A 23,008-nucleotide genomic window follows, 5' to 3' on the forward strand; every position below is an offset into this window, starting at 1 on the left:
TCAGGCCCTGCCTCCGTCTCCTTTCGCTGTGGTGCCGCTGGTGCCGCTGCGCGTCCAATCCCGGATGCTCCATCTTCTTCGGAGCGCTTCGCGTGCCAGATTGCTGTCGGGGTTGACCGCGTTCGGATGGCCGACCATCTCGAGCCAGGCGAGGTCGGCGAACGAGTCACCATAACCGTACGACCCCGAGAGATCGATGTCGTTCGCCTGGGCGTACTGGCGCAGCCATGCGGCCCGTGCCTCGTCGACCAGCGGGGGCTGCGCGAGGTAGCCGGTGTAGACCCCGTCACGCTGGTGCATCGTGCTGGCGACGACGTCGTCGAACAGGTGCGCCAGGGGAGTGGTCAAGGTGTCGATCGAGCCCGTGACCAGCACGGTGCGGTGCCCGGCGGCGCGGTGCTCGGCGAGGCGGGCGAGCGCGTCGCGGAGCGTGTGGCGGAGGACCGTGTCGGCGTAACCGCGCGAGCGGACCACCCCCGAGAGCCGTGCCACGGGCATCCCCTCGTAGCGTCGCGAGAAGGTGCGGATGAACTCGCCGCGGTCGCGACCCTCGGCGCGCAGGTAGCGGGGCAGCGAGGTGAGCAGGCTGGCGACCTCGCCGGGCCAGGCGGCCTTGCGGAATCCGGCGGACCGCACCCAGAGGTACTGCTCGACGATGTTGCTGTCGAGCACCGTGCCCTCGAGGTCGAACACGGCCACGACGTCGTCACGCCGCGGCAGGGCCCGGGTGTCGGCGACGACGGCCGACGCGGCGGGCCGCACCGAGAACGCCCGGGTCATCGAGGTGATCGACGGGAAGTGCACCTCTTGGAAGTAGGCCTCCCAGTCGACGTCGGTCACGTCGAAGCCGATGTCGGCGGGCGAGTCCGACGGAAGCCCGGCGTGCAGGGCCCGCGTGCGGCGGTCGTCGAAGATGATCTCGGACTGGACGTAGTGGCGGTAGAGGTCGGTCAGGCTCTGCAACGACTCGAGGTCGGCCCGGCGGGTCTGCACCCCGGCCAGGGCCGTGCGGGTGCGGAGCGTGCTCGGCAGCCGGGTGAGCACGGCCTCGCGGACGTCGTTGACGCGGTTGGCGGTGCGGATGGCACCCTCGACCTTCCGCACACCCGGGAACTTCCAGTGCGGGGCCTCGATCGACGAGTGCTCGTCGCGGGGTAACGGGTTGGCCGTGAAGAACGCCTTGAGGTTCTCGAACATGCGCAGGATCGAGAACGGGTTGCTGCCTCCCGAGCTGGCGTGGAAGTACTGCGGACTGCCGGCCTCGACCGGGTTCGCGGCGACGGCGAGGATGACGTTGACCACGTAGTCGACCGGGATCACGTCGAGCACGCTGTCGGGCACCCCGGGGAACTCGGGCAGCAGGCCGCGGGCGTACGACATGATCAGCGGGTCGGCGACCTTGAAGCCGTCGATCCACCCGGGGTAGGGGTGGCGGTGCGCGCTCTCGACGATCGCCGGTCGGACGATCGACAGGCGGTGCCCGGCGTCGGCCCAGAGCTCTTCGGCGGCGCGCTCGGCGAACGCCTTGGTCAGTGTGTAGACGTCCGTCCAGCCGAGCGTCTCGGCTCGGGTCCGTCCGTAGTCGACGAGACGGGCCTTGACCCAGGCGACCCGCGCCTCCTCAGCCGCCGCGGCGACCGCCTGCGGGCCGGTCTTGCCGTGCGCCGCACGACCCTGGGCGAGGAAGGTGCGCAGCGTCTCGGGCTGACGCGAGGCTGCCTCGACCCGGGCGCGCGCGTCGGCGGCCGCGGCGCGCTCGACCCGCCAGTCGACGGTGTGGGCGAGGGACGCCTCGGGGAACACGCCCTTGCGGATGCCGCCGACGTAGGCCGTCGACACGTGCACCACGTGCGGGTCGGTGCCGGTCTTCCGAAGGGCCTCGTAGAGCCCGACCGCCCCGCCGACGTTGGTCTCGAAGGCCTGGTCGATCGGTGGGTCGAACGACACCGTGGACGCGCTGTGGATCACGACGTCGAGGTCGCCGGGCAGGTCGGGCAGGTCGCCGAGACCGCTCTCGATGACGCGGAGCCGCTCGGCGAGGGCCTTCTCGACGCCCTCGGGCCCCACGGCCTCGCGCCAGGACGAGAACACGGGCTTCTTCAGCAGGTGCCGCAGACGACCCTCGGCCGAGGTGCCGGCCTTGGGGCGGATCAGCAGCGTGACCGTCGTGCCGGGGTGCGACGAGAGGAGGCGCTCGAGGATGGCCTGGCCGACGAAGCCCGTGCCGCCGGTCAGCAGGACGTGCGAGTCACCCAGATCGACCCGGGTCGCGCCGGGGGTGCGGTCGGGCAGGGCGAGGCCGGGGGCGGAGCTCATGCGGTCAGCTTTCTGGTCACGGCGGCGCCGACGGTGGCATCCATGCCCGGCAGGTCGACGACGAGTGCGCCCACGCGGTCGGCGCGCAGGTGCCCCTCGGCCCCGCCGAAGACGGTGGCGTCGAAGAAGGTGCGCTCGGAGTCGGCGCGCTCGACGGCACCGACGGGCCACACGGCAGTCAGCAAGGAGGCGCGGGTCATCGTGACCGAGCGGCGTGAGTCGCGCAGACGCCAGTCGGCCTCGCTCGCGAAGAACCGCTCGTGGCGGGCCTTCACGACCCGGGCCCGGTCGATCACGGTGGTCAGGGTGGGGTGGCCCCCCAGCTCGTCGAGCCGGTCGTATGCCTCTCGGAGCACCCATTCGTCGACGGCACCCGTCGTTGTGTGGACGGCGACGATCGGGGACCCGACGGTGATGGCCTGGAGGGCGCGCGTGATGGGGCCGCGACGCTCGACCGCCTCGGAGGCGGCGTGCCGCTTCGGGCCCTCGGGCACGTCGCGGTTGCGGGGCTCGTCGTGGGCCTCGAGGACGGCGTCGAGAGCGTCGGCCAGCCAGAACTTCTCGAACGCCCAGGTGACGAGGAACGCGGTGACCCTCGTGTCCTTGTGGGTGGCCGTGACCAGCAGGTTGCGCAGGTTCTCCATCGTCGCGCTCTCGAGCCGGCCGAGGTGGCGGACGAGACGCAGGGCGTCGGGGCCGAGAGGCGTGTCGGCGAAGCCGGACAGATCGAGGTCGGGGCGCCAGTTGCCCTGGGCCGTCTTGGTGAACTCGCGGATGTCGAAGTCGAGGTCGGCGCGCGGGGCATCTCTGGTCGTCATGACGGGTGATCCTCCGGGGCAGATGTGGACGAGGCGAGAAGGGCCTCGAACGGGTCTCGATGCGCGCAGTCTGCTCTCAGCACCGTATCGTAAGCGGCATGGCTGTAGCGCTCGTCACCGGGGGCACGTCCGGCATCGGAGCCGAATTCGCCCGCCAACTCTCCACGCGCGGCTGGGACATCGTCCTGGTCGCCCGTGACCTCACCCGACTCGACGAGACGGCGACCGCGCTGCGCGCGCTCGGCCGCGACGTCGAGGTCATCGCGGCCGACCTCGGCGACCGTCGTGACGTCGATCGGGTCGCCGAACGACTGGCCGATCCGACCCGTCCCGTCGACCTCTTGGTGAACAATGCCGGCTTCGGCATGCACACCCCGCTGACCTCCACCGACGTCGCCGCGCACGACCTCGCGTTCGAGGTCATGTGCCGGGCCGTCCTCGTGCTCTCGGGTGCCGCCGCCCGGTCGATGCGCGAGCGCGGGCACGGGCGGATCATCAACGTGTCGAGCACCGCGGGCCTCATGGCCATGGGCGGCTACTCGGCCGTCAAGGCGTGGGTGACGTCGTACAGCGAGGGACTGTCCGTCGAGCTGAAGGGCACCGGCGTGGGCGTCACGGCCCTGCTGCCGGGTTGGGTGCGGACCGAGTTCCATCAGCGCGCCGGCATAAAGTCGTCGTCGATACCCAACGCCCTGTGGCTCAGCACCGAACAACTCGTCGTCGCGTGCCTGCGCGACGTCGACAAAGGCAAGGTGATCTCCATGCCCACGCTTCGGTACAAGGTGCTGATGGGATTGGTCCGACACGCCCCGAAGGGCGCCGTCCGTGCCGCGTCGGGCGCGATCTCGTCGAGCCGCCGCAAGCCAGGGGGGCAGTGAGCGTGCGGAACGATCGCGACGGGCGCCGCGAACACGCGCGCCTCGACGCCGTGGCCCAGCGCGTCGACGACGTCCGGGCCGACGTGGCCCAGCGCGCCGGTGACGTGGCCCAGCGCGCCGGCGGCGTGGCGAGCGACGTCCGCGACCGGTTCAGTTCACGTCGGCACGCGATGGCGCGCTACGTCGCCCAACGCATGGTGCTCAAGCCGACGATCTGGTCCATCACCGACGTGACCGTGATCGACCGTGACCGCGTCGAAGGCCTGACGGGCGGCTTCATCGTCGTCGCGAACCACTCGAGCCACCTCGACGCCCCGCTGATCCTGGGCGCCCTGCCGCGCAAGCTGGCGCGGTACCTCGCCACGGGTGCCGCGGCCGACTACTTCTTCGACGTGCCCTGGCGGCGTCAGCTGACCGAACTGTTCTTCAACGCGTTCCCGGTGCAGCGGGGCTCGGGGACCCCGGCGTCCGCGGCCGACGCGACCCGCGCCTCCTCGTCCGGTGCGTCGGCGGGGTCGACGCCGCAGAGCTCGGCCCGTCGGCGGGCCGCGGCCAAGGCGGCCGCCCGCGGACGACAGGGACAGCCCACGGTCAGCGCGCGATCGCTGTTGCAGCGCGGTTATCCGGTCCTGGTGTTCCCCGAGGGCACCCGCTCGAAGGACGGCACGGTCGCCGCGTTCAAGCCCGGAGCCGCGGCCCTCGCGTCGGCCTGTGGCGTGCCGGTGGTGCCGCTCGCCCTGATCGGCGCCAACATCGCCCAGCCCCGGGGCCGGAGCTGGCCCCGGCCCGGCCGGCTCCCCGTCGGGGTCGCGTTCGGCGACCCGATGCGACCCCACGACGGCGAGTCCGTCACCGACTTCTCGACGCGTGTGCGCACCGAGATCCTGCGTCTGAAGGACGCCAACACCGCCCGCATCCTGGGCCCGTCAGACCCGCTCGAAGGAGAACGCCCGTGACCGACGTCCAGCAGAAGAAGAGCCCCGCCGTCGACGGCGTCAAGCACATGAAGTGGTGGGGTTGGGGCGTCGAGGGCGTCGCGTTCCACCACGACGACAAGCCGGCCTTCGCCCCCTTCGTGAAGAAGATCGTGGGCGTCGAGTTGTCCCAGGGGCACGACACCGGCCTCTCGTTCGACGACCTCGACGTGCCCGCCTCGCGGGCCGGCACCGAGGTGCTCGACTCGCTCGTCCAGATCGTGGGCGACGGCCAGGTCGTCACCGAGGACCACGACCGGGTCGTCCACACCTACGGCAAGAGCATCCGCGACCTGATCCGCATCCGTGCGGGACGCCTCGATCGTGTGCCCGACGTCGTCGTCTACCCGGCCGACGAGGACGAGATCCAGCGGATCGTCGACCTCGCCGTCGCGAGCGACCTCGTGCTGATCCCGTTCGGCGGCGGCAGCAACATCGTCGGCAGCCTCGAGCCGCTCCCCGCGGAGGAGCGCACGGTCGTCTCGCTCGACATGGGTCGCCTCGACAAGGTGCTCGACATCGACGAGGACGGCGGACTCGCGCGCATCCAGGCGGGCGGCCAGGGCCCCGACCTCGAAGAGCAGCTGAACGCCCGCGGGTGGACCCTCGGGCACTTCCCGGACAGCTTCACCCACTCGACCATGGGCGGCTGGGTCGCCACCCGGTCGTCGGGCATGCAGAGCGACAAGTACGGCGACATCGCCGACATCACCAAGGGGCTGCGGGTCGTCCGACCCGGGGGCGTGCTCTCGATCCGCGCCGTGCCCAGCGCCTCGACCGGGCCGTCGCTGCGCGAGATGATCATCGGCAGCGAAGGACGCCTGGGCGTCATCACCGAGGTCACGGCCCAGGTGCACCGCCTGCCCGAGAAGCGCGAGATCCTCGCGTACCTGTTCCCGTCGTGGCACGACGGCCTCGCCGCCATGCAGGCCATCGCCGAGAGCGACGTCAGCCCGTCCGTGACCCGCGTCAGCGACGCGCACGAGACCGCGTTCTCGTTCGCCACCTCGAAGCCGGGCAAGGGCATCTCGCAGAAGGTCACCGACCTGCTGCCGACGATCCTGAAGGCCAAGGGTTGGGACGTCGACGCCATGTGCCTGTCGTTCATCGGCTACGAGGGCAGCCCCGAGCACGTCGCCCACACCCAGAAGGCGGTCGCCAAGATCGTCAAGGCGAACAAGGGCATGAGCGTCGGCAAGGGGCCGGGCAAGCTCTACGACCAGAAGAAGTTCGACACGCCCTACCTGCGCGACTTCTTCATGGACCACGGAGGCGCGGCGGACGTCTCCGAGACCGCCGCCCCCTGGTCGAAGCTGCGCCTCGTGTCGTCGCGGGTCTACGCGGCGGCGAACCAGGCGTTCGACCAGATCGGCAAGCAGGGCTGGATCATGGGCCACCTGTCGCACTCGTACCACTCGGGGGCGTGCCTCTACTTCACCTTCGCCTTCGAGCACGGCGACGACGCCGAGGCCGAGTACGACGTGGTCAAGCACGCCATCCAGCAGGCCTTCATCGACACCGGGGCGACCGTCTCGCACCACCACGGCGTCGGGCTCGAGCACCAGCCGTGGCTCGCACAGGACGTGTCGCCCGAGGGCGTGGCCGTCATGCAGGGGCTGTTCGACTCGGCCGACCCGGGCCGCGTGTTCAACCCCGGGAAGGTGACGGGCGCGTAGTCCCGCGCCGCGCCTCCTGCGCTGCCGCCGCCGCGCCGGCCCATCACGCCACGAAATGGTCACAGCACCACGATTAGTCGTGGTGCTGTGACCATTTCGTGGCGTGGTACGTGATGCATCATCTCGTGCACAGGACCGGCGCCCCTGCATCGCGTCCACAAGGAGGCGCGGGTCACGCCCCGAGGACGCGACCGGTCGATCAAGGTGGCCTCGTGTCCACCTTCCTTCCGCCCCTCGTCTTTGCGGCCACCCACGGTTCACAGAGCAGACACGGCTCCGCCCTCCGTCGTGACGCCAGGCGCGGGGTGTTGCATCGCGTGCATCCCGGGGCCTACGTCGTGACGGCGGACTGGATCCGGCTCGACCCGCGTCGGCAGCACGTCCTGACGGTGCGAGCCGTCCTCGCTGGACTGTCCCCGAGTGCCGTGGTGTCACACGCGTCGGCGGTCGCCCTGCACGGGCTCCCGAGCGTGGACTGGCCCCGTGGACCGGTCCACGTGATCGATCCGTCGCGCGACCGGGTGCACGTGACCGACCGTGTCGTCCGTCATCCCGGGCCGATCGACACCCAGGACGTCGTCGAGGTCGACGGGCTCCCCGTGACGAACGACGTACGGACGGCCGTAGACAGGTCCAGGACGTCGTCGTTCGCCGACGGCGTGCTCTGCGTCGACGCCGTCCTGCGGCGCGCGGCGATCCGTGCCGGTTGCTTCACCTCGTCCGCCCGACGAGACCCGACGTCTGCCGCCGGACATCGGTGTCGCGTGGAGGACGCGGCCGAGGACGCACGTCAGTCGCTGGTCGAACGGCTGGCCCGGGCACCCGGGACGCGGGGACTCTCCACGGCTCGGCGGGTCGCGCTGTTCGCCACTCCATGGGCAGAGAACGGCGGTGAGTCGTTGTGTCGCCTTGCACTGCTCGAGCTCGGCGCTCCGGAGCCGGCGATGCAGGTCGAGTTCTTCGACGGGCGGGGGTTGGCGGGTCGATGCGACTTCGTCATCGGTGACGCGGCGCTCGAGTTCGACGGCAAGGCCAAGTACGACGACGCGGCGATGCGCGCAGGCAAGGTGCCGTCGGCGGTGGTGAAGGCTGAGAAAGACCGTGAGCGGCGTCTCGTGCGATCAGGCAGGATCACCGCCATCGGTCGATGTGACGCCGAGGACGTCGCCCTGCGCCTTCCCCTCGCCGGAACCCTCCGAGACCTCGGCATCCAGCTCAGGCCGCGCCACAACGCCAGGATGTGGGCACACCGCCAGGTTTAAGCATGGTGCTGTGCCCACATCCTGGCGGGATGGGGCAGGCAGGCAGGCAGGGGCAGGGGCGGCGTCGCTCGGGGACACACAGGGGGACGGCGCAGGGCGGCTGCCTAAGATGAGCGTCGATCCGTCCGCACAGACCCCGTTCACGGAAGAGACCCGCGCATGCCCGGAATCCACGCCGACATCACCTCGGCCTTCGGCAACACCCCCCTCGTCAAGCTCAACTCGTTGCCCGCCGAGGGCGGGGCCGAGGTGCTGGCCAAGCTCGAGTTCTACAACCCGGGTGCCAGCGTGAAAGACCGCCTCGGCGTCGCCATCGTCGACGCGGCCGAGGCCTCCGGCGACCTGAAGCCCGGCGGCACGATCGTCGAGGGCTCGAGCGGCAACACCGGCATCTCGCTCGCCCTGGTCGGTGCCGCCCGCGGCTACCAGGTGATCGTCACGATGCCCGAGACGATGAGCGTCGAACGACGCACCGTGATGAAGGCCTACGGCGCGAAGATCGTGCTGACCCCCGGCCCCGAGGGCATGAAGGGCGCCGTCGAGCGGGCGAAGCAGATCGCCGCCGAGACCGAGAACGCGATCTGGGCGCAGCAGTTCGAGACCCGGGCCAACGCCGAGATCCACCGCCGCACGACGGCCCCCGAGATCCTGCGGGACACCGACGGCCAGATCGACTTCTTCGTCGCGGGCGTCGGCACCGGCGGCACGATCACGGGCGTCGGTCAGGTGCTGCACGAGAAGGTCCCGGGCGTGAAGGTCGTCGCCGTCGAGCCCGCCGACTCGCCGCTGCTGAGCGAGGGCACGGCCGGTCCGCACAAGATCCAGGGCATCGGGGCGAACTTCGTCCCCGAGGTGCTCGACCGCTCGCAGATCGACGAGGTGTTCCCCGTGCAGCTCGACGACGCCCTGCGCGTGGCCCGTGAGCTGGCCACGCGAGAGGGCATCCTCTCGGGCATCTCGTCGGGCGCCATCGTCCACGCCGCGCTCGAGATCGCGAGGCGACCCGAGAACGCCGGCAAGCGCATCGTGGCGATCGTCTGCGACACGGGCGAGCGTTACCTGTCGACGGTGCTCTTCCAGGACCTCGCGGACGCCTGACGTGCACCTGGTCGCCCGCCTGCGGGAGGACCTCGACACCGTCACGGGGCGAGACCCGGCAGCCAGAGGACGCCTCGAGACGGCCCTGGTCTACTCGGGCCTGCACGCCGTCTGGGCGCATCGCGTGACCTCGCGGCTCTGGCGTGCGGGGCCGGCACCGCGCCTCCTCGGCTCCCGGTTCGTCGCCCGGGTGGTCTCGCAGCTCACCCGGACGCTGACCGGCGTCGAGATCCACCCCGGGGCCCGCGTCGGGGCCCGACTGTTCATCGACCACGGCATGGGCGTCGTCATCGGCGAGACCGCCGAGATCGGTGACGACTGCACGATCTTCCACGGCGTGACGCTCGGCGGGAAGGGACGAGGAGGCGCGCTCGGCCGCCGACACCCCACCGTCGGCGACGGCGTGACGATCGGTGCCGGGGCCGCCGTGCTCGGCGGCGTCACCGTGGGCGACGGCAGCGTCGTCGGGGCCAACGCGGTGGTGACGAAGGACGTCCCGCCCGGCTCCGTCGCCGTCGGTGTGCCCGCCGTCGCCCGCCCGCGCCGACCCTGACCACGGGGCCGGGACCGGTCAGCGGCGGGGCTCCCAGCGGAAGAACTTCACGGCCACGAGCCACCACGAGGGCGTCTTCCGCACCGAGGCCCGAGCCCCGCGCTCGAGGGGTGACACGTGATCCGCGTGCTGCTGGCCGGCGACGAGACGTTGCTGCGCCGGTCGATCGCCGCTGTTCTCGACCTGGCCGACGACATCGAGGTCGTCGCGCAGGCCGCGGACGGCCTCGAGGCCGTCCGGCTGGCCGCCGAGCACGAGCCCGACGTGGTGTTGCTCGACCTCGAGATGCCGGGCATGGACGGCATCGAGGCGGCGACCGCCATCCTCGCGCGGCGACCTGGCCAGGCCGTCGTGCTGTTGACGCGGCACGGTCGACCGGGGGTGTCGAAGCGCGCGCTGACCGCGGGCGTCCGCGGGTTCCTGCCGAAGTCGGTCGACCCGGACGAACTGCACCGGGTCATCGTGCAGGTGCACGGCGGCCGCCGGTACATCGACGCCGACATCTCGGCGGCGGCGATGATGGACGACTGCCCGCTGGCCGATCGTGAACTCGACACCCTGCGTCTGACGACCGACGGCTTGCCGGTGCGCGAGATCAGCGCACGGTTGCATCTGGCATCGGGCACGGTGCGCAACTATCTGTCGTCGGCGATGCAGAAGACGGGCAGCTCGTCCCGGCACACCGCCGCCCGGGTCGTGCGCGAGCGCGGCTGGCTCTGATCGGCGGTTCCGCGAGACGCGTCAGGCGTCAGGCGTCAGGCGTCAGGCGTCAGGCGTTGGTCAATTGGCGCTCTCGTGACGCATCGGTGGACGAGGAGGCGCGGCGTGGCTCCCGGGGCTCGAAGCGACCCTTGAGCTTGAGGGCGGGCTTCTCCACGAAGTGATGCGAGAGCACCGACGTGCCGATGGCTGCGGCGAGCACGAGGACGATGCCGAGGGTGCCCTGCACGTACGGCTCGACGAGCGCGATGAAGACGACGTGCCAGAGGTAGAGCGGGTACGAGATGGCACGTCCGAACCAGGCGACCGGCGCCAGGGACAACACCCACGCGACGGGTGAGGACGCCGTGACGAGACCGCCGATCAGGAGCATCGACGCGAGACCCACGGCGGGCAGCATCACCGCGAAGGTCAGGACGCTCTGCTGCCAGCCCGATCCGATGACGAACAACGAGCCCACGACCCCGGCGAGTCCGAGCCAGGTGGCCAGCGCTCCCCAGCGGCCGGCCAGGGCTGACCGCACGCGGTCGGACCGTAGGACGATCGCCAGTACGCAGCCCATCAGCAACGGGGCCACGTTGAGGACAGGGCTGAAATAGATGTCGGGGGTGGCGCTGCCCGACGGACGGTCGTACAAGAACCACGTCGCCACCGCCGAGGCGACGATGACGACCGACAGGCCGGCGAGCAGCGCCCTGCGCCGGACCGCGACGGCGAGCAGCAGTACGAGCACCGGCGGCCAGACGAGGTAGAACTGCTCCTCCATCGACAGGCTCCACATCGGGGCGAAGACGCCCTGGGACGTGTCGAAGAAGGCGCGGGCGAGGTTGCCGGTGTAGGTCAGGGCGATCAGAGCGGCACCGACGGGACCGAGGGTCGACCCCTGGTAGTCGCCGACGAGCCACCACAGCGCCACGCCGACGACGACCACGGCCAGCAACGTCGGGTAGAGCCGCAGCAGACGCCGCACCCAGAAGCGACCGAGGCGGATGCGTCCCGTCGTGGCGTGCTCGCGGAGCAGCAGGGTGGTGATCAGGTAGCCCGACAGCACGAAGAAGACGTTGACACCCACGAATCCGCTGCCGAAGCCCGGCACGTGCAGGTGGTACAGGACGACGAGGGCGATGGCCAGCGTGCGCAGCCCGTCGAGCGGCAGCACGCGGTCCCGACGGGTGGTCGACGCGGGGCGCACGGTCGGCTCTGTGGCGGGCAGGGCTGAGGGCATCGTTGCAGTGTGCCTCACGATCCTTGGTGCCGCCCGAACGAGGTGGCCGGGTTCGCATCCCGGCTGTGCCCGCCGGTGGCCGCCACCCAGGCAGCGCCTCCGGACGGCGCCCTCGGACGGCGCGTCCCGGGCGGCGCGCCTCCGGGCGGTACCCGGGCGGCGCTACCCGCGCTGCTGCGGGACGCGACGCGGCAGGGCGAACACCAGCCCGAACGAGGCCAGGGCGAAGATCGCGCTGACGAGCATCGCGTGGGCCGCGGCGTCGGTGAACCCGGTGGCGACGTCGGCCGGTGTGCGGCCCGAGATGGTGAGCGTGCCGAACAGCACGCTGCCGATGATCGCGATGCCGACGGCCGAGCCGATGCGTTGGATGGCCGAGATGACGGCGCTGGCCGAGCCGGCGTCCTGCCGGTCGACGGTGGCGACGATGAACTGCACGTTCGGTGCGATGAAGAAGCCGTTGCCCAGGCCGGCGAGCAGCAGCGGCACGAGCAGCATCCAGTTGGTGAGGTCGGCGGCGTCGACGGTGACGAGCACGAGCCACATCCAGGTGAGGCCGATCGTGACGAGGGCCGTGCCGAGGATCAACACGCCTCGCCCGAGTCGGGCGGCGATGCGGTTGCTCTGCGACGAGCTGATGATGCTGCCGACCGCGAACGGGATCGCCACGGCGCCCGAGGCCAGCGCGCTGTGGCCGAGACCGGACTGCCAGAGCAGCGAGATCGTGAAGAAGATGCTGGTGAAGGCCGCGAAGTAGACGAGCGCGAGCACGACGCCGCCGGTGAACGACGGGTGGGCGAACAGCTTCGGCGGGACGAGGGGGGTCTTGCCGCGCTTCGTGTAGGCGACCTCCCACAGGCCGAAGAGGGCGAGCAGCACGACACCGGCGGCGATGGTCAGGTAGGTCCAGAGCGGCCAGCCCTCGTCCTGTCCTTGGATCAGCGGGACGAGCAGGGCGACGAACGCGCCCGAGACCAGCACCAAGCCGATCCAGTCGAGCCCGCGGTCGGGGCGGGGCACCGACTCGTCGCGCTTGGGCAGCAGGACGGCGGCGGCGACGAGGGTGATGATGCCGAACGGCAGGTTGACGTAGAAGACGAGACGCCAGCCGTTCTCGTCGCCGAACGCCTGGATGATCAGACCGCCGATGATCGGGCCGAGCGCCGACGAGACGCCGATCACGGCACCCATGATGGCGAAGGCCTTGCCGCGCGAGCGACCGGGGAACAGCAACTGGATGAACGCCGTGACGGCGGGCACGAAGATGCCGCCGGCCAGACCCTGCACCACGCGGAACACGACGAGTTGGGTGTCGTCCTGTGCGAGGCCGCAGGCGAGCGACGCGAGCGTGAAGAGCAGCACGCCCGTGAAGTAGACCCACTTGTGCCCGATGCGGTCGCCGATGCGCCCGGCGGGGATCAGCGCGAGGCCGAAGGCGAGCGCGTACCCCGAGATGATCCACGAGAGCGTCGACTCCGAGGCGTCGAGGGTCGTGCGGATCGTCGGCAGGGCGACGTTGACGATCGTCGTGTCGAGCAGGGCGATGAACATGCCGAGCAGCAACGCGACGAGCGCGTACCAGGCGTGGCGGGGCACACCGGCGGGCTGGCCGGGTCCCGCCCCGGGGGAGGACGGCGACGAGGCACCGGTCGGAGCGGAGGCGTGGGTCATGGGGTGGCCTTTCGGGCGGCGGCACGGGCCGTGAGGCGAGGCGGGGCGTGGGGCGGCACGAGGCCGGAGCGCGTGACGGCGACGTCGGGGCGGGCGCGGGACGCAGGAGGCGCCGGTCACCGACCAGCACCTCCTGATTTTTGCACGTTCTGCACTCGGGCGCGCACCGCCGGGCAGGTGTCGGGTCGGTTCCCGCGGCCCGCCCCGGGACGCCGAAGGGCCCCGCCGGTGTGGCGGGGCCCTTCGGGGTGGGACTGCGACGCGGTCAGCGGCGGCCGAGGCGGCGTTCGCCGGCCGCACCGGTCTGGTACACGAGACCGTAGTGCTCGAACACGGCGGGCTCGCGGGCGGCCTCGAGTTCTCCGTCGGTCTCGATCGACGGAGCGTCCTTGACGAGCTTCTTGGCGAACTGCACCTTGAGGTGCTTGGGAGCGACGACCGCGCCCTGCAACGGCACGAAGACCAGGCGCGAGCGGCCGAGCAGGCCGGCCGTCACCGTGGCGAAGGCGGGCTGGTCGGCGGCGGTGTCGAAGTAGATGCTCTCGAGCGAGCCGACCTTGTCACCGTCGGGGTCGACGACCGGCATGCCGATCCAATCGCGGATGTTCTCGGCTTCGAACATGGATGCCTCCTCTGGCGGGGGCCGCGTCCCGGCCCGTCGCGTCCGACGTTAGCCGTGCCCGACCGCGCACGTCCGATCACGCGCGCCCGACGTGCGCTCCCGAGGGCAGGCCCGAGCGCGCGGTCGGCCGCCGGATGTCCTGTCAGGCGGACGAGCGTCCGGTGAACACCTCGCGGATCGTGGGCCCGTGCTCGGGTCGTGACAGCACGACGACGGCGTCGCCCGACTCCACCGGGCCGGACTTCACGACCTTCAGGTACGCCCCCGGCCTCCCTTCGGCCATGAACCGCTTCACCCACTGCGGCTCGCCGAGTCGTCGGGCGAACGTGGCGCAGGGGACGCGCGGCGCGGTGACCTCGAGCACGAGCGTCTCGCCGACGGCCCACCGCTCGCCGATCACGGCGCCGGTGACGTCGAGGCCCGAGGTGCGGAGGTTCTCACCGAACAGCCCCGGCGTGACCTCACGCCCCAGCAGCTCGGCGAAGTGGGAGGCGTCCTCGTCGGCGAAGGCGTACACCGCCTGGTCGAGGCCGCCGTGGTGCTTGCGATCGGCTTGGACGTCGGCCCGCAGGCCCAGGGGTCGCACGTGCACCGGCCCGTCCACGGGGCGCTTGTCGATGGCGGTCACGCCGATCGTGCCCGAGTCGGGACGCAGGGAGGAGACGCGGCAGACGGCGGTCACCACCGCGGTCGCGGCGATGACGGAGGCGGGGGCGGCGGTCATGCCCTCCATCGTGGCGGACGACGCGATCGACGGGAAGCGCCGATCCGCGCCTCCTGACCCCGGGTCCCCCCACCGCCCCACGACGGGTGTCACCCGATTGCGGGCTGGATGCCCATCGGGCAACCTGCCAGGCTCGGCGCGACGAAAGGGGTGACATGGTGCACGGCGGCTACGCGGTCATCGACGTCGAGACGACCGGGCTCTGGCCCGGGAAGCATCACCGCGTCATCGAGATCGGCATCGTGCACCTCGACGCCCGGGGCGAGGTCGAGGCGTCCTACGAGACCGTCGTCGACCCCTCGAGAGATCTCGGGCCCATCCACGTGCACGGCCTCCGCGGCGCCGACGTGCGTGGGGCGCCCCGGTTCGAGAACATCGTCGACGACCTCTGCGACCGCCTGCGCGGACGCGTCGTCGTCGCGCACAACGCCCGTTTCGAGGCGCAGTTCCTGGCGGCGGAGTTCGCTCGCCTCGGGCTGGTCTCACCGCTCGGGCCCGACGGTGCGGGCGCCCTCTGCACGATGAAGCTCGCGCCCACCTACCTGCCCGGTGCCGGACGGACGCTCGCCGACTGCTGCGCCGCCATCGACGTCGACCTCACCGTGGCGCACGAGTCGTTGGCGGACGCGACCGCGACGGCCCGCCTGCTGTCCGCCTACCTGCGGATGGGCGACGCCCAGTCGGCCTGGTGGCAGGACTGGGGCCGGTATGCCGCCCTGCAGCAGTGGCCGACGGCCGAGACCCCGAGGACGACACCCAACCCCCGGTACGCAGGAGGCGCGGGCGGAGCGGACGACGGAGGTCACGGTCCCGGCGGCGCGGTCTGGCGATCCCGGCGCCGCGTCGTCCGCGTGCCCGAGCTCGCGTCCGCCCCGTCGGCGGGCGCGGTGCTCTCGGCGTCCGGCGCGGTCGCACCGACCGCTCCCGCCGCGGTGCCCCCGGCGAGCCCCACGGGCAGCATGCACCTCACGGGCCCCGTCGACCTCGACCTCGATCGCGACGTCTACGGCCTGCCCGTCGAGCCGGCTCCCGCCGAGCCGCGGTTCCTCGAGCGGGCGACGGAGCTCCTGCCGCAGCTCGACCTCGACCGTCGGCAGAACCAGTACGCCGCGATGCTCGACAAGGCGCTGTCCGACGGCTATCTCTCGCCGGACGAGGCCGGCAACCTCGCGACCCTCGCCGACGAACTCGACCTGGACGGGTCGGCTCGGGCCGTGCTGCACGACCGCTACTTCTCGTCGTTGGTCTCGACCGTCTGGGCGCACGACGTGCTCTCGGACGACGAGCGGCGACAGGTGGACGCGGTGGCCGAGATGCTCGGCATCGCCCCGCACCGGCGCGACGCGGCTCTCGTGCCGTCGGTGCTCGAGCGCGCACCCCGCCCGGTGGACGACGACGAGCTCGACGAGTTCGAGGTCATCGAGGGACTCGACGAGTCCCTCGGGGTCCCGTCCGAACCCCGGACGCCGACCCTGGCCCGGCCCGACGTCGGCCCGTTGGCGCCCGGCGCGCGTGTGGCGCTCACCGGTTCGCTCAGCCAGGGGCGAGACGCCCTCGCCCGATCGCTCGAGCGGGCGGGCCTGGTGGTCTGGCCGGCGGTCACGACCGAGACGTCGCTGGTCGTCGCGGCGGACGTCGCCTGCCCGTCGGGCAAGGTCCGGAAAGCCCTCCGGTACGGCGTGCCGGTGGTCGACGAGACGCAGTTGCCGTTCGTGCTGGCCCGCTCGCGTCGGTCGCGCACCGCGGCCTGACGCGGACGTCTCGACTCAGAGAGCCGGATCGGCCTCGGGGTGGTCCTCGGTGTCGAGTGACGGCCACTCGCGTAGCTGGTCGGCGGCGGTGTCGTCGAAGGGGTTGCGCGGCATCGGTTCCATTGGATCGGGGTGCACGGGGGCTCCAGTCAGTCCGCCTCCGCGACATGCGAGAGGACGGCGACCAGGGTCTGGGGCTGCCGGCTACCACCGTACCCGTCCCGAGGGGCTGCGCCTAGGGGGTCGTCTACACGGTCAGGCGCTGTGCCACGATGTCGGACGCGACCTCGACCAGTGGCCGCCGGTTGGCCCGGGCGTGCTGACGGATGCGTTGGAAGGCCTCGTCCATGTCGACGGACCGCGTGTACGACACGACGCCCTTCGCCTGTTCGATCACGACGCGGCTGTCGAGGGCTCGTTGCAGCTGGTCGCGCGTGGAGTCGATCTCGCGCAGGGCCCGCTCTTGCAGGATGCTGATGGTCGCCACGTCGGCGAGGGCCTGAGCGGCCGTCGCGTCGTCGGGGTTCAGGGTGCCGGTGGTGTCGCGGAAGAGGTTGAGCGAGCCCAGCGTCTGGTGACGGAGCCGCAAGGGGATGGCGTGCACCGAACCGTAGCCCGAGTCGCGGGCGAGGTCGGCGAAGACCGGCCACCGATCGTCGATCTCACCGAGGTCGGGGACCGAGACGACCGAGCCCGTGGTGTACGACTCGACGCAGGGGCCCTCACCGGCACGCAGCTGCAAGAGCCCGACGAGCTTGCTGCGCTCGTTCGTCGAGGCGATCACCTCGAGGTCGCCGGTCGAGCCGGCGAGGATGATGCCGGCGTCCGCGGCGTCGAAGAGGGCCGTGGTGCGCTCGACCAACATCTGCAGGACGTCGATGGTGTCGAAGCCGGTCACGAGCGAGTCGGCGAGCGTGACGAACGTCTGCAGGAGCTGCGTCTCTCTGTCGCGGTCGGTCACGGGCGCCAGCCTAGGCCGTGTCGCCGACGACCGTCGTCCGGCCTCACGAGAAGTCCAGCCTTCGCAGCACGATCTCGCTCGCGATCTCACGCAGGGGCCGCCCGCTCGACCAGGCGTGTCCGCGGATGACCAGCAGGGCCTCGTCGACACCGACTCCGAGTTGCACCATGACGATGCCGGAGGCCTGGTGCACCTCGCGGGAGAAGGTCGTCGGGAAGAGGCTGTCGTCGCCGGCCTCGAGCGCGTCGAGGGCCCGGGTCAGGACGGCCCGACCCGCGATGCAGGCGAGGGTCGAGGCCTGGTCCACCTCGTCGTCCGTGAGCTCGCGGCGCTCGTCGCTGTAGAGGTCGACGGCGCCGAGGTCGAGGCGACCGTACGAGAGGGGGAAGGCCGCGACGCTCGTCACACCGGCCTCGCTCAGGGCGGCCGCCGCGGCGGGCCAGGCCGCCGGTGGGGCCGTGGCGAGGTCGGACTCGACGACGGCACGGTTCGTGCTGTGCGCCTGCCAGCACGGGCCCTCGCCGAGGTCGAACTGGATCTCGTCCCGACGCGCCGAGAGCCGGTCGCTCGCACAGACGGCGCCGGTGCCGAGAGGGCCTCCCAGGGTGGACATCGCGGCGCCCGAGACGCCGAAGGCGTCGAGGAACGGGCGGCAGAGGTCGCCTCCCGGGGCGGTCGCCCGGGCGAGGGCGGCCACTGCAGCCCTCATCGCGACGGGCTCAGCCACGTCGATCACTGGGCGCGTCGTACGCCCACGGGCGCGGTGGAGACGGGTGCACGGGTTCCTCCCCTAGGGCCCGGGGGCCATCGGGTCGACTCTACTGGGTCGGGGCACCTCGGGCAGGGGTTGGCTGGCGCCATGACCGACCCCGTCGTCACACCCCGCGGCTTCTCGCACGTGCGGCTCACCGTGACCGACATCCACCGCAGCAGGGCTGGTGGTCCTGTCGCTGCAGGACCCCGACGACGTCGACCTCGAGCTCGCCGCGCCGCACCCCGACGGCAGGGCGTAGCGTGCGGGCATGACCAACGACAACGGCATCCCCGACGGCTCGACCGACATCACCGAGGACGACAAGAAGTACACCGAGGACCTGGCCGACGGGTCGAAGCAGGGTCTCGTCGACGACTCCGAAGAGAGCGACGACAGCGAGGTCTCGGACGGCAAGGACAGCTAGTCGCCCCGGGCTCCGGCCCTGAGAACGGCACGACATGCCGCTCACGTGCGAACGTGAGCGGCATGTCGTGTGCCTGTGGCCGGGCGGTGCGGGGTCGCCTCAGCGCCGATCGAGCAGGCCGGCGAGGGGGCGCTGTTGCTCGCCCTGCTGGGCGCCGAGCACGATCAGGACGCCCGTCAGCACCGGCGTCGCCCACTGCAAGATCTTCTGCTGACGCTGCGCGCTCGCCAGGGCCTTCGACGAGTCCGAGCCGGGCTCTGTCGTGCCCTCGGCGCCCTCGGAGGCGTGCTTCGCCATGCGGGCACCCGCGAGGGCGGACCACAACGTGGTGCCCGCGGCGGCGACGGTCAGCGCGAGCTTGACGCCCGTGTTGGCCCGCCCCTCCTTCTGAGTCGCGAGACGGCCCTTGTTCGAGACGATGAGGCCGGCGCCGCCGATGCCGTGCACGACGATCGCCGCGACCTGCACGGGGGCCCACTTGGCCCACCCGAGAGACGACAGCGTGAGGCGTTCGACGGGGTCCTTCGCGCCGGCGGCGGCGCCGTTGAGCCCGACGGCGCCCATCAGGCCACCACCGAACCAGGCGGCCATGCCGAGGTCGTGCATGCTACGGATGACGGTGTTGCGTCCTGCCATGGTGTTCTCCTTGTGATGGATCGGTCGGTCAGAGCGGTGGTGCGGCCGGCTCGCGCGTCACGTCGACGCGTTCGTGCCGGAGGGTGGTGGAGACGTCGACGTCCTCGACGACCTCATCGACGGTGACGTGGACGCGTTCGACGGGGACGACGGTGCGGTCGACGACCAGGCGTTCCTCGCACAGGACGATCTCGAACGGTGTCGCGGTCGATCCCGGGTGCACGGCCTCGCCCGGGACCACGTCCTCGCGGACGACCCGGAGCTCTTCGCGGCGCACGGTCACCGTGACGGTCTCCTCGCGCGAGACGACGACCTTCCGGAGGCGCACCCGCTCGACCGGGAGGGTCACCCTGGTCGCGCGGGCGCGTTCTCCGGAGAGGACCACGTCCACCGTCGTCGGGGGTGGCGCCGCCGACCCGCCGTCGCCACCGCCGGGTTCGTCGGCGAGGTGCGGGCCGGGCGGGTCGACGACGCCGGGTGTCACCGCAGGTCTCGATCGACGTCGGCCGGGACCTGAGTCTCGACGTCGGGCGTGCGTCGGTACGGGGCGTCGTCCCCGGTACCACCTGCAGCGGTGCTCACGCGGTGGCGGGGCGGTCGTCGGTGCCGAGGTCGTCGCTGACGGTGTCGTCGCCTTCGAGCTCGATCTCCTCGTGGCGGACCTCCTCGGTGACCCGCTGCTGCTCGGTCACGGTCTCGGTGCCGAGTTGGACGCGCTCGACGGGGACGGTCTCCTTGTCGGTGACGACGTGGTCGGCCGTCAGGGTGACCTCGTGCTCCTCCTCGGTCAGCTCGCCGCCCGAGAGGGCGTCGCCGACGTTCGCGTCGGTGATCGGCTCGCGCGTGATGCGGACCTCGTCGTGGCTGACCGGGACGGTCTTGGTGACCTGCTCGGCCACGATGTACTTCCGCAGGCGTGCGCGACCCGCGTCGGTGGTCTCGGTGCCGACGTGCAGGCGTTCCTCGCTGCGGGTCATGGCGTCGTCGGTGTCGGGGCCCGACGTGTCGTGACCGGCGCCGGTCCCGGTGACGGAGTCCGCCGCGGTGCCGGTCGTCCCGGCGTCCAGGTCGATGGCGTTCGTGTCGGCGTCCTGGTCGAACAGGGGCGTCTCGACCCCGCCCCCGTCGAGGTGGTAGTAGCGGAACAGGTCGGCCTCCTGGTCGGGCGAGAGGTGGCCGTCGGAGTCGTCGCTGTGGGGCGCGTCCTTGACCATGGCCTTCGTGACGGGCACGTGGACGTCGTCGCCCTGGACGGTGGCCTCGGCCAGGGGTGCGAACGACTCGCCCGTACCGAAGAGTCCGGTCGTGACCGTGACCCAGGCGGGCTCGCCGCCCTGGTCGTCGAGGTAGACCTGGCCGATGCCGCCGATCTTCTTGCCGTCCTGGTCGATGACGTCACCGCCGCCGGCGAGCAGGGCGTCGAGCTGGGTGGTGCTGATCATGGTGTTCCTCACGGGTCGAGGACCGGGCGGGGTGCCCGGCCTCAGGGTGTGGCTGACCGGTCGTCGCCGAGGACGACGGGCGCACGCCGGCGGGGTCGTCGTCTTTCGGGGACGGGGTGCCGTGCGTGGGGGAGGAGGTCGGGGAGGACGCTCGCGGGCTCGATGTCGTTCGTTCGGACGGGGATGGCACGAGGGCCACGTCCCGGTCCTCGTGGAACGTACGCCGCGCCTCCCGGTGGTGACCGTCTCGGACGACGTGCTGTCCGATCGTGAAGCTTTCGTGCAGACCGGCCTCCGGGTGCCCTCGCGGAACGGGCGCGCGTGACCCCACGCGGACCCGGATGTCAATCCCCTGAGGCGTTCTCACCATGACCGGCCTCCACCCCTCGTGAGGGGGACAGGGTGACAGGTCCGACCCCGATCACGACCGTCACCCGGACGGTCGCCGACGATCCGAGAGGCACGACATGAGCGACGACAAGCGCTACGACGGAGACCCGTCCACCCCGGTCTACGACAGCACCTCCGAGGGGCAGCCGCTGCGCGGCGTCGCCTCGGGCCACGACCACCTGCGTCGTGACGACGCCGTCACCGACCTGGGCGACCAGGTCGGCGCGTACGCCGACGTCACCGACCCCGATGCCACGGCGAGCGACTTCAGCGCGACCGCGGCCCCTGTCGTCGAGGAACACCCCGCACACGACCACACCGGTTCCGGTTCTGGTTCCGGTTCCGACGGGGGAGCCGCCGACACCGCGAAGGCCAAGGCCGGCGCCGCGAAGGACGAGGCGGCAGGCGTGGCGGACGACGCGAAGTCCGCGGCCTCCGACGTCGCCGGCAGTGCCAAGGAGCAGGCCTCGAAGGTCGCCTCCGAGGCCACCGGCCAGGCCAAGCAGCTCTTCGGGCAGGCCACCGGCGAGCTCAAGGAGCAGGCCGGCGCCCAGCAGGAGAAGGCTGCGGCGGGCCTCCGTCAGGTCGGTGAGCAGCTCGGCTCGATGGCCGACTCGGCCGACAGCGGTGTCGCGGGCGAGCTCGTCCGCACCCTGTCCGGTCGTGCCCACGGCGTCGCCGGCTGGCTCGAAGGCCGCGACCCGGGCAGCCTGCTGGACGACGTGAAGTCGTACGCGGCCCGGAAGCCCGGCACCTTCATCGCCATCGCCGCGATCTCGGGCCTGCTCGCCGGACGCGTCGTGAAGTCGCTGACGGCCGAGGCCAAGGACGAGCACGCCGCCACGGCCGCGAACGCCGGAGGCGCGGCGAACCAGCCCGCGCCTCCTTCGTCTGCGCCCGTGCCGAGCCGTCTCGTCGGTGACGTCGGCCCCGTGGCCGGCGAGTACGACGTCGTCACCGAGGGTGACGTCCCTGGTCTCGACACGACGACGACCGACACCAGCGTGCCCACGACGTGGCCCGGCACCTCGGGGACGCGCGCGTGAGCGACCCGTTCCGCGAACCCGTGTCGACGCCGCCCGCCCCCGAGGAGAAGGCCGCGTCGACGTCGCTCGGCGACCTGCTCACCGGGGTGACCGGCGACATCTCGACCCTGTTCCGCCAGGAGGTCGAGCTGGCGAAGGCCGAGCTGACCGAGTCGGCCAAGAAGGCCGGCAGGGGCGCGGGCATGTTCGGCGGTGCCGGGCTCACGGGCCTGTTCGCCCTCCTGTTCGTCTCGTTGGCCGCCATGTGGGGCCTCGGCGAGCTGATCGGCCTCGGCTGGTCGTCGCTGATCATCGCGGTCGTCTACGCGATCGTCGCCCTCGTGCTGTTCCTCCGGGGACGCAAAGAACTGAAGAGCATCAAGGGGGCACCGAAGACGGTCGACTCCCTCAAGAAGATCCCCGAGACCGTGACGCCTGGAGGCACCGCATGAGCACCACCGACCAGAACGGCAGCAGCCGCACGCCCGAAGAGATCCGCGCCGAGATCGAGCGCACGCGCGCCGGTCTCAGCTACGACGTCGACGCGCTCGCCGACAAGGTGAACCCGTCGAGCATCGCCCACCGCCAGACCGAGAAGGTGAAGAGCCGTTTCTCCGGCGTGAAAGAGTCCGTCATGGGAGCGGCGCACGACGCGGCCTCGAACACCTCGGGCGCCGGCCACGACGCCGCGGGCAGCGTCTCGGACGCCTCGTCGGCGGCCGTGCAGAAGGCGAAGGGCAACCCGCTCGCCGTCGGCCTCATCGCCTTCGGGGCCGGCTGGCTCGTGTCGTCGTTGATCCCTGCGACCGACAAAGAGAAGGAGCTCGTCTCCGACGCGAAGGACAAGGCGGGTCCTGCGCTCGACTCGGTCAAGGGCGCGGCCCAGGACGTGGCGTCGAACCTGAAGGAGCCGGCCCAGGAAGCGTTCGCGTCGGTCAAGGGCACGGCGCAGGATGCCGCCTCGACCGTGAAGGACGACGCGTCGAGCGCCGCGGGCGACGTCAAGGACAGCGCCCAGCAGTCGAAGGACACCGTGCAGGGGGCCTGACCTCACCCCGCACGCGTCGGCCGGACGCACCGAAGGCCCG

Annotated in this window: 23 protein-coding genes; 12 read left to right on the forward strand and 11 right to left on the reverse strand. The window is 71.6% G+C overall.

Translation table 11 applies throughout. The features are described 5' to 3' along the window. On the reverse strand, positions 1 to 2,316 hold the full coding sequence (locus tag EDF50_RS05270; protein WP_123518547.1) for an SDR family oxidoreductase: 2,316 nt from the start codon (positions 2,314 to 2,316) through the stop codon (positions 1 to 3). Further along, positions 2,313 to 3,134, reverse strand: coding sequence for a hypothetical protein (locus EDF50_RS16590; RefSeq protein WP_158612637.1), 822 nt, complete (start codon positions 3,132 to 3,134; stop codon positions 2,313 to 2,315). The genes EDF50_RS05270 and EDF50_RS16590 overlap by 4 nt, the downstream gene beginning before the upstream one ends. A gap of 98 nt (positions 3,135 to 3,232) precedes the next feature. Here EDF50_RS16590 and EDF50_RS05280 point away from each other — a divergent pair, with 98 nt between their 5' ends. The 7 genes from EDF50_RS05280 (at position 3,233) to EDF50_RS05310 (ending at position 10,295) form a co-directional block, all read left to right on the forward strand. Beyond that, the gene (locus tag EDF50_RS05280; protein ID WP_123518548.1) at positions 3,233 to 4,012 is read left to right on the forward strand and encodes an SDR family oxidoreductase; all 780 of its coding nucleotides are present in this window, start codon (positions 3,233 to 3,235) and stop codon (positions 4,010 to 4,012) included. Next, a complete protein-coding gene (locus EDF50_RS05285) occupies positions 4,009 to 4,968 on the forward strand; it encodes a 1-acyl-sn-glycerol-3-phosphate acyltransferase (RefSeq protein ID WP_123518549.1) in 960 nt (319 codons plus the stop codon). The genes EDF50_RS05280 and EDF50_RS05285 overlap by 4 nt, the downstream gene beginning before the upstream one ends. Next, entirely contained in the window at positions 4,965 to 6,662 is a 1,698-nt protein-coding gene (locus EDF50_RS05290) for an FAD-binding oxidoreductase (protein WP_370453971.1), read from the forward strand. Before EDF50_RS05285 ends, EDF50_RS05290 begins: the two co-directional genes overlap by 4 nt. 212 nt (positions 6,663 to 6,874) lie before the next feature. Further along, entirely contained in the window at positions 6,875 to 7,924 is a 1,050-nt protein-coding gene (locus EDF50_RS05295) for a hypothetical protein (RefSeq protein WP_148076760.1), read from the forward strand. 159 nt (positions 7,925 to 8,083) lie between these two features. Next, entirely contained in the window at positions 8,084 to 9,022 is a 939-nt protein-coding gene (gene cysK / locus EDF50_RS05300; RefSeq protein WP_123518551.1) for a cysteine synthase A, read from the forward strand. 1 nt (position 9,023) lies between these two features. Then, positions 9,024 to 9,575 (forward strand): serine O-acetyltransferase EpsC, encoded by a 552-nt coding sequence (gene epsC / locus EDF50_RS05305; protein ID WP_123518552.1) that lies wholly within the window; start codon positions 9,024 to 9,026, stop codon positions 9,573 to 9,575. A gap of 117 nt (positions 9,576 to 9,692) precedes the next feature. After that, the gene (locus EDF50_RS05310) at positions 9,693 to 10,295 is read left to right on the forward strand and encodes a DNA-binding response regulator (RefSeq protein WP_123518553.1); all 603 of its coding nucleotides are present in this window, start codon (positions 9,693 to 9,695) and stop codon (positions 10,293 to 10,295) included. A 49-nt stretch (positions 10,296 to 10,344) separates the two neighbouring features. Here EDF50_RS05310 and EDF50_RS05315 read toward each other — a convergent pair whose 3' ends face one another. From EDF50_RS05315 to EDF50_RS05330, 4 genes are all read right to left on the reverse strand, one after another. Next, entirely contained in the window at positions 10,345 to 11,520 is a 1,176-nt protein-coding gene (locus tag EDF50_RS05315) for an acyltransferase (protein WP_123518554.1), read from the reverse strand. A gap of 162 nt (positions 11,521 to 11,682) precedes the next feature. After that, a complete protein-coding gene (locus EDF50_RS05320) occupies positions 11,683 to 13,191 on the reverse strand; it encodes an MFS transporter (RefSeq protein WP_123518555.1) in 1,509 nt (502 codons plus the stop codon). Positions 13,192 to 13,456: 265 nt separating this feature from the next. Then, positions 13,457 to 13,813 (reverse strand): PRC-barrel domain-containing protein, encoded by a 357-nt coding sequence (locus tag EDF50_RS05325; RefSeq protein WP_043596802.1) that lies wholly within the window; start codon positions 13,811 to 13,813, stop codon positions 13,457 to 13,459. Positions 13,814 to 13,955: 142 nt separating this feature from the next. Then, positions 13,956 to 14,537, reverse strand: coding sequence for an MOSC domain-containing protein (locus EDF50_RS05330; RefSeq protein ID WP_123518956.1), 582 nt, complete (start codon positions 14,535 to 14,537; stop codon positions 13,956 to 13,958). A gap of 155 nt (positions 14,538 to 14,692) precedes the next feature. Between EDF50_RS05330 and EDF50_RS05335 the strand changes: the two genes are divergently transcribed. Then, positions 14,693 to 16,288 (forward strand): 3'-5' exonuclease, encoded by a 1,596-nt coding sequence (locus tag EDF50_RS05335; protein WP_123518556.1) that lies wholly within the window; start codon positions 14,693 to 14,695, stop codon positions 16,286 to 16,288. A 247-nt stretch (positions 16,289 to 16,535) separates the two neighbouring features. Here EDF50_RS05335 and EDF50_RS05340 read toward each other — a convergent pair whose 3' ends face one another. Further along, positions 16,536 to 17,249 carry a GAF and ANTAR domain-containing protein gene (locus tag EDF50_RS05340; protein ID WP_233570355.1) on the reverse strand — a complete coding sequence of 238 codons (714 nt, stop codon included), beginning with the start codon at positions 17,247 to 17,249 and terminating at the stop codon, positions 16,536 to 16,538. A 43-nt stretch (positions 17,250 to 17,292) separates the two neighbouring features. Beyond that, positions 17,293 to 17,976, reverse strand: a complete 684-nt coding sequence (locus tag EDF50_RS05345) for a GAF and ANTAR domain-containing protein (protein ID WP_233570357.1) — start codon at positions 17,974 to 17,976, stop codon at positions 17,293 to 17,295. Between the two features lie 295 nt (positions 17,977 to 18,271). Here EDF50_RS05345 and EDF50_RS16595 point away from each other — a divergent pair, with 295 nt between their 5' ends. After that, positions 18,272 to 18,427, forward strand: coding sequence for a hypothetical protein (locus EDF50_RS16595; protein ID WP_157485592.1), 156 nt, complete (start codon positions 18,272 to 18,274; stop codon positions 18,425 to 18,427). A gap of 99 nt (positions 18,428 to 18,526) precedes the next feature. Here the strand turns inward: EDF50_RS16595 and EDF50_RS05350 are convergent, their stop codons facing one another. The 3 genes from EDF50_RS05350 to EDF50_RS05360 all read right to left on the reverse strand — a co-directional run bounded on the left by EDF50_RS05350 (position 18,527) and on the right by EDF50_RS05360 (position 20,505). Continuing rightward, positions 18,527 to 19,063, reverse strand: coding sequence for a hypothetical protein (locus EDF50_RS05350; protein WP_123518557.1), 537 nt, complete (start codon positions 19,061 to 19,063; stop codon positions 18,527 to 18,529). Between the two features lie 28 nt (positions 19,064 to 19,091). Next, the gene (locus EDF50_RS05355; protein ID WP_123518558.1) at positions 19,092 to 19,547 is read right to left on the reverse strand and encodes a YsnF/AvaK domain-containing protein; all 456 of its coding nucleotides are present in this window, start codon (positions 19,545 to 19,547) and stop codon (positions 19,092 to 19,094) included. 94 nt (positions 19,548 to 19,641) lie between these two features. Beyond that, complete coding sequence (locus EDF50_RS05360) at positions 19,642 to 20,505, reverse strand: DUF2382 domain-containing protein (RefSeq protein WP_123518559.1); 864 nt, start codon at positions 20,503 to 20,505, stop codon at positions 19,642 to 19,644. A 467-nt stretch (positions 20,506 to 20,972) separates the two neighbouring features. Between EDF50_RS05360 and EDF50_RS05365 the strand changes: the two genes are divergently transcribed. The 3 genes from EDF50_RS05365 to EDF50_RS05375 are packed head-to-tail and all read left to right on the forward strand — an operon-like array spanning position 20,973 to position 22,968. Continuing rightward, entirely contained in the window at positions 20,973 to 21,941 is a 969-nt protein-coding gene (locus tag EDF50_RS05365) for a hypothetical protein (RefSeq protein ID WP_123518560.1), read from the forward strand. Beyond that, positions 21,938 to 22,372 carry a phage holin family protein gene (locus EDF50_RS05370; RefSeq protein WP_233570358.1) on the forward strand — a complete coding sequence of 145 codons (435 nt, stop codon included), beginning with the start codon at positions 21,938 to 21,940 and terminating at the stop codon, positions 22,370 to 22,372. The genes EDF50_RS05365 and EDF50_RS05370 overlap by 4 nt, the downstream gene beginning before the upstream one ends. Then, on the forward strand, positions 22,369 to 22,968 hold the full coding sequence (locus EDF50_RS05375; protein ID WP_123518561.1) for a DUF3618 domain-containing protein: 600 nt from the start codon (positions 22,369 to 22,371) through the stop codon (positions 22,966 to 22,968). Before EDF50_RS05370 ends, EDF50_RS05375 begins: the two co-directional genes overlap by 4 nt. Positions 22,969 to 23,008 lie beyond the last annotated feature (40 nt).

The sequence above is a fragment of the Frigoribacterium sp. PhB24 genome (assembly GCF_003755185.1).
Classification (GTDB): Bacteria; Actinomycetota; Actinomycetes; order Actinomycetales; family Microbacteriaceae; genus Frigoribacterium.